The sequence below is a fragment of the Streptomyces sp. NPDC020681 genome (assembly GCF_044334895.1).
GTDB lineage: Bacteria > Actinomycetota > Actinomycetes > Streptomycetales > Streptomycetaceae > Streptomyces.
In genome coordinates this window covers 1-1,162 of record NZ_JBIRTX010000082.1, presented here as the reverse complement: position 1 = coordinate 1,162, position 1,162 = coordinate 1, and the positions used below count along the sequence as shown (strand labels likewise).

Below are 1,162 nucleotides of genomic sequence, written 5' to 3'. Positions count from 1 at the left end.
CTCAATGCCTTCCCCCGGAGCCGGTTCTACGCGCCTCCTGCCCGATAGCATCCAAGACATCACCCTGATGCCCCTGAATACTCGTCACGTTCGCTGTCATATCAGCCACCGCAGCAGGGACCACCACCGCAACAGTCCTGACCGCTAAAGCCGAAGCTTCGTCCTGCCTGTCCGTCAACTGTCCGCTTCCCCGGTACTGGAGTGACCCTCCCCAGGCCAGCCCCGACCTGCAGGCACGCCACCTGCCCACTCATGGGGCATGGCCTGCACATCATGCTTGATCACGTCTGTTCCCCGCAGTGCGGCCTGGATCCGCGCCGGGTCAGTGCCGGTTCGGCACGGTCGGTCATCGCAGCGGATACCACGGTCATTCGCGACGCCGACTCGGTCTCGTCGTAAAAAGGGGAGCGGCCAGAGGCATTTCATCGGTTTCCGTTAGGGGGATGCGTGCACGTGACGCCCGTCGGTGACGGTTTGCCTCCTTGGCGCAGGTCCCGTTCGAACTCCCCGTCCCTCTCCGCCTCATAACCTGTGCACTCCCCCTCCGTCAGATGGAGACATTCCCACCCCACGCTGTTGTCGCCCACGCGATCCCACCCACCGTAGACCCACGTGGCATCAATTTCGTTGTTTCTGCTCGCCCTTACACTCCGAACTGCCCGCGAGTACCCTCAACGACCTTAAATCCCGCGGTGCCACCCCGCGCAGCACCTGGGCGCCTCTCGCGACCTGACACAGTCGGGTCTGTACGGTTTTCGGCCCTGTCTCGCATTCGGTGGCGGCATTGAGTGGCGTCGATGCCGGTGCCATCAGACAAGGGACGTCAACGAGCGTGTGAACACGGTGTTTTGAGGGCTGTTGCCGCTGGCCGTCGAATGCGCAGGCTGCCGCAGCCTCCTGCACCAAGTACATCAACTGAGACCGCGTCCTATGTGTGAGGCGGACGAGGCGCTGGTAGCAGCACAGGGCCGCGGCGGGACCGAGGAAGGCCAGGTAATTGCGCGGGGATGACGTTCGTAACAGGGGCTGAGCCTGCAGTATCCGACGAGCCAGGATATGAAGGGTTTTGGGGCTGCCCACCGGTTGGGTGACTCGGGGCAGGGGTGAAGCGGGCGAAGTCCCCTGGGCTGTTGAGAGAGGTGTCGGGGCTCAACTCTCCAAC

General features: G+C 63.4%; 1 pseudogene. It reads right to left on the bottom strand.

The features are described from left to right. Positions 1-933 precede the first annotated feature (933 nt). Positions 934-1,058, bottom strand: a pseudogene (locus ACH4YL_RS40800) (IS5/IS1182 family transposase); the annotation flags it as partial. Positions 1,059-1,162: the final 104 nt, after the last annotated feature.